Origin of the sequence: Archangium sp. (assembly GCF_036388035.1) — a bacterium.
Classification (GTDB): domain Bacteria; phylum Myxococcota; class Myxococcia; order Myxococcales; family Myxococcaceae; genus Archangium.
On sequence record NZ_DASVSO010000353.1, the window covers coordinates 1 to 5458 of the forward strand.

Sequence of the window (5458 nt, forward strand, 5' to 3'; positions counted from 1 at the left end):
ACCCCTTCCACCTCCCGTCCACTCGCCGCCGCTTCCAGCCGCTCACGCACCTGCCGCGCACTGGTTCCCACCACCGCCAGCCGGTGCTCGAAGTGCGCCCGTCCCGTCGCCGCCGTGAAGCACACGTCTCCCACGTCAGTGTCGCTCTCGGCCAGGAATCGCGCGTGGCGAGCTGCCTGTGCACGCAGCGCCTCCGCACTTCGCGCCGACACCACCAGCACGTGCTCCGGCCTCTCCACCGCTCGCTTCACGTCCGCTCGCGCTGGCGCCTCTTCCACCACCACGTGCGCCAGGGTGCCGGTCCGCCCGTAAGAGGTCACTCCCGCGAGGCGCCGGCCCTGCGTTGGCTCCCACGGCGTCAGCTCCACCGGCACCCTCACCCCCATCCCCTTCCAGTCGATGAGCGGGTTGGGCTGCTTCAGGTGCAGGTGCGCCGGCAGCTGCTTGTGCTGCATCGCCAGCACCACCTTCATCAATCCCACGACGCCCGAGGCCGCCTCCGGATAGCCGATGTTCGTCTTCACCGAGCCCATCCACAGCGACTCCCCGCCCTTGCGCCCCTCCTTCAACACCGACCACATCGCCTCGGCCTCGATGGGGTCTCCCATCGCCGTCCCCGTGCCGTGCGCCTCCAGGTAGCTCACCTCGGCCGGCGCCACTCCCGCGCCCTGCAAGGCCTGTCGGATGACGGATTGCTGTGCCACCCCGTTCGGCACCGTGAACGAGCTGCTCGGGCCGTCATGCCCCACCGCCGAGCCTCGAATCACAGCCAGGATGGTGTCGCCCTGGGCCTGGGCCTCCGACAGCCGCTTGAGCACCAGCACGCCACAGCCCTCGGCTCGCCCAAAGCCATCCGCCGAGGCATCGAAGGTCTTGCACCGCCCGTCCGCCGAGAGCGCCCCACTGCAAGAAAGATAGACACTCACCTCTGGCGAGAGGATGAGATTCACCCCCGCCGCCAGTGCCGTCGCGCACTCGCCATTCCGCAGGCTCTGGCAGGCCAGGTGCAGCGCCACCAATGACGACGAGCACGCCGTGTCCACCACCAGGCTCGGGCCCTGAAAGCCAAACAGATACGACAGCCGTCCCGAGATGGCGCAGTTGGCTCGCGCGCCGATGAAATAGGGGTCGATGCCCTCCACGCCCCCCGCGTCCAGCGCGAGCTGCCCGTAGTCGTTGTTCATCACCCCCACGAAGACGCCCACCCGCTCGCGCCGGGCTCGCTCCACCGCGTGTCCGGCTCGCTCCAGCGCCTCCCAGGCCACCTCCAACACCAGCCGCTGTTGCGGATCCATGCTCTCCGCCTCGCGCGGCGAGAGGCCGAAGAACCGGGCGTCGAACCGGTCCACGTCCTTCAGGAAGCCGCCGCGCCGCGTGCGCATCCTCCCCTTCGTCTGGGGATCCGGGTCGTAGAAGGCCTCGGCGTCCCAGCGCTCCGGGGGCACCTCGCTGGTGGCGTCCACGCCCTTCACCATCAGGTCCCAGAAGGCCTCCGGGCTCTCCACGCCTCCGGGCAGCCGGCAGGCCATGCCGATGATCGCGATGGGCTCCCGCCGGGCGGCCTCGGCCTGCTCCACCCGGGCCTCCAGCTTGCGAATCTTCACCAGCTGCTGCTGGAGCAGCTGGCGATAGTTGATCTCCTCGGACATCTCCGGCCTCACGATTCCCTGGCGAGATCCTCCGCCACCATGCGCGCCAGCTCGGCGTCGGACAGCGCGTCGAGCTCCTTCTCCATGGCGGCGCCGGCTCCGGCGGTCTCGGGCTTGATGGTGGCCTCGGGCTTGCGCTCCGGGGCGGGCGGCGCCTCCCGGGCCTCGGGCTTCAGCACCTCGTCCAGCAGGTGTCGCACCAGGAAGTCGATGGTGGGATGGTCCAGCGCCACCGTCGCGGGGATGCTCTTCCCGAGCCCCTTCTGCAACACGTTGCGCAGCTCGATGGCCATCAACGAGTCCATGCCGAGCTCGGCGAACCCCTGGCGCCAGTCGATCTCCGTGGAGCTGTCGAGCCGCAGGATGCGCATGACCTCCTCCTGGAGGCTCCGGGTCAGCACCTCCGCACGCTCGGTGGGCAGGGCCGCCTGGAGCCGCTCCGCGAGGGGGTAGCGCGGCTGCGTGGGCTGCGGCATCGCGCGGGACTCCGCCTTCCGGGCCGGCGCCAGCGCTTCGTAGAAGGACGAGCGTCCCAGGGCCCCGAGCTCTTCCAGGTACACCGGCCAGTGGATGGACAGGAGCGCCACCTGCGGCCGGCTTCCCGCGAGCGCCTCGCCGAAGAGCGCGAGCGCCTGCCGGGCCGGAAGCGGCCGGATGCCCCGGCGCTCGAGCGCCTTCGCCACGACCCCGTCCGCCGCGCCCACCATGCCCGCGTCCGCCCACGGGCCCCAGTCGAGCGACTGCGCCGCCAACCCGCGGGCGCGCCGCTCGTGGGCGAGCGCGTCCAGGAAGGCATTCGCCGCGGCGTAGTTGCCCTGGCCCGCCGAGCCGAGCGTCGCGGACGCCGAGGAGAAGAGGACGAAGAAGTCCAGCGATCGGCCCTCGGTGAGCCGGTGCAGGTTCCACGCTCCCGCCACCTTGGGCGCCAGCACCCGCTCGAAGCGCTCCAGGTCTTGCTGGAGGAGCGCTCCGTCATCCAGCACGCCCGCCGCGTGGACGATGCCGCGCAACGGCGGTGCCTCCACGTCGAGTTGCTGGAGCAGCCGCGTCACCTCCGCCTTGCGCGAGACATCCACCGCGGCGAGGGTGACCTGGGCTCCCGCCCGCTCGAGTGCACGCACCCGCTCGGAGGTCGAGGCCGACGGCGCGCGACGCCCCACCAGCACCAGGTGACGCGCCCCCTGCTCCACCATCCACCGGGCCACCTCCAGGCCCAGCGCACCGAGGCCCCCCGTGATGAGGTAGGTGGCGTCCGCCCGCAGCGGCGGCGCCCCACGCGAGCCCATGTCCCGCCGCAGCGACGGGTACAGGCGCATGCCGCCCCGGAAGGCCAGCTCCCGCTCGGGAGCGCTCCCGTCGCGGCCCAGCTCGGCGTACAGCAGGGAAATGCTGCCCTCGAGGTCCTCGGGGTCCAGGTCCACGCGGTGGCAGCGCAGCTCGGGGTGCTCCTGGTCGATCACCCGGCCGAGCCCCCACAGCGGCGCCTGTGCCAGCGCGAGCGTCGGGCGTTGCTCCTTCACCGCCTGCGCACCCTGGGTGACGAGCCACAGCGGCGCCGCGCTTCCACCCCGGCCCGCCAGGGCCTTCACGACGTGCAGGGCCCCGCCCGTCGTCTCCAGCACGGCGTTCTGCAGCCCGTCCGCGGAGGACTCCTCCTCGCACGGCCGGTCCAGGCCCCACAGGTAGACGACTCCCGCGCAGCCGCCCGGCCCGATGGCCTCGCTCCACAGGCGCGTGAAGTCCTCCGGGCGCCGCGCATCGAGCTCGAACGCTCCGGCTCCCAGTGCCCGGAAGCCGGCTCCTGGACGGACGCGGACCACGGGCGCGCCGTGCTCCTCCAGCAGGCGCCCGAGCCGCTCGCCCGCGCCTCGCGCATCCATGCACAGCACCCAGGTCCGCGTGTCCACCGTGGGTGTCGGGACAGGGCGAGGCGTGGACTCGGGCCGCCAGATGACCTCGTAGCGCGCCTCCTCCCGCCTCACGTGCGTGGCGAGGCGCACGGCCTCCCGACTCGCCAGCCGGCCTCGGAAGCCGAGGATCTCCGCCACCAGCCCCTCCTCGTCGAGGATCCGCAGATCCCCGCCGATGGGCGCATCCTCCGCGCCCCGCTCGCGCCCGTCGATGCGCGCGTGGCACCACACCGTCCCTCGCGGCCTCCTGTAGACGATGAAGCGCGAGATGCTGAAGGGGATGAACAGCGAGTCGCGCAGCTCGAGCTCCAGGGCCCAGCTCGCGAGCACCTGGAAGCACGAGTCCACGAAGCCCGGGTAGAGCGGGTAGTCCTCCAGGCTGTCCGGCAGCGGAGGCAGCCGCATCTCCCCGAGGAGCTCGTTGCCCTGGCGAGCCACCGAGCTGATCCACTGGTAGCCCGACCCCAGCGTGTAGCCCCGCTCGCGCATGAGCCGGTAGAGCTCGTCTCCCGAGCGCCGCGTCTGGCACCGGGCCCGGAGCTCCTCGCGCGACGGCAGCGACTTCGGCGCGTCCACCATTCCCATGCGCAGACCGCCGAGCGCGTGCAGCACCCACGTCTCCGCGCCGTCGGCATCTCCCAGCGACTTCACCTCGAAGGCGTGGCCCTGCTCCTGCGGGGTGATGATGACCTGGAGCGTGCGCTCCTCGGTGTCCCCGAGCACCAGCGCCTGGGGGAAGGCCAGGTTCTCCAGCGTGCACGCGGGGGAGCCGTAGGCGTCCTCGATGGCGGAGAGCACCAGCGAGATGTGCGAGGAGCCCGCCGCCACGAGCGTGCCGAAGAGGCGGTGATCATTGAGGTGCGCCGGTCGCGAGGGCCCGTAGGTCGTCTCGTACACGAGCGCCTCGAGTGCCGGCGAGCGCAACCGTCGGCCCAGGTGCGGCTTGATGCCCGTCTCACCGCGGGGCGCCGCCGGGCGAGCCGTCGCACCGCGCCACCAGTAGCGCTGGCGCTGGAAGGGATAGGTGGGCAGGGCGACCCGACGCCGCTCGAAGGGAGCGTCGTAAGCGGCCCAGTCCACCTCCACACCCGTCACGTACAGCCCGCCCAGCGCCTTCACCACCTGCGCCCATTCCACTCCGTCCCGGCCCGCCGTGGCCAGCCACCCCGTCCGACCCACCGGACGAGGCCCCAGCTCCAGGCACACCTCCACGCCGTGGGCCTTGAGTGCCTTCTCGGCCTCGTCCCACCGTGCGGCCTGCTGTCCCCGGGGCTTCTTCCAGTAGTCCTCCTGGCTCGCCTCCGCTCCGGGCGCCGTCCCACGCTCCGCGCTCACCAGCAGCAGCCTCGGCACCGCGTAGGGGCCCGCCTGTCCCGGCTTGCCCACCGCCAGCCTCAGCCCCTCCTCCAGGCTGAACACTCCCGCCTCCACCCCCGCCACGTACTCCCCGACTCCCTGCCCCACCACCGCCTGCGGCTCCACTCCCCACGCCCTCCACATCCTCGCCTGCGCCCACTCCAGCGCGAACACCGCCGCCTTCCCGTAACCATCCTCCTCGAGCAGCGCTGACTCCGGCCCGTACAGCACCTGCTCCAGCGGCCTCTCCAGCACCCCCTTCAGCGCCTGGGCGCACGTGTCCACGGCCTCCCGGAACGCTGGCTGCGTCTCGTACAACTGCCTGCCCATTCCGGCGGAGCGCTCCCCCTCTCCCGCGAAGACGAAGGCCACCTTCGGTGCCGCGGCCCCCGTCCTCCCCGCCACCACCCCTTCCACCTCCCGTCCACTCGCCGCCGCTTCCAGCCGCTCACGCACCTGCCGCGCACTGGTTCCCACCACCGCCAGCCGGTGCTCGAAGTGCGCCCGTCCCGTCGCCGCCGTGAAGCACACGTCTCCCACGTC

Annotated in this window: 2 protein-coding genes; both read right to left on the reverse strand. The window is 72.2% G+C overall.

Going from position 1 to position 5458, the window contains the following annotated elements:
• The coding region (locus VF697_RS14380; protein WP_331095287.1) for a type I polyketide synthase at positions 1-1649 on the reverse strand (1649 nt) is incomplete at its 3' end.
• Positions 1650-1657: 8 nt separating this feature from the next.
• Positions 1658-5458 (reverse strand): SDR family NAD(P)-dependent oxidoreductase (locus VF697_RS14385; RefSeq protein WP_331095289.1); only part of this gene is annotated, 3801 nt, incomplete at its 5' end.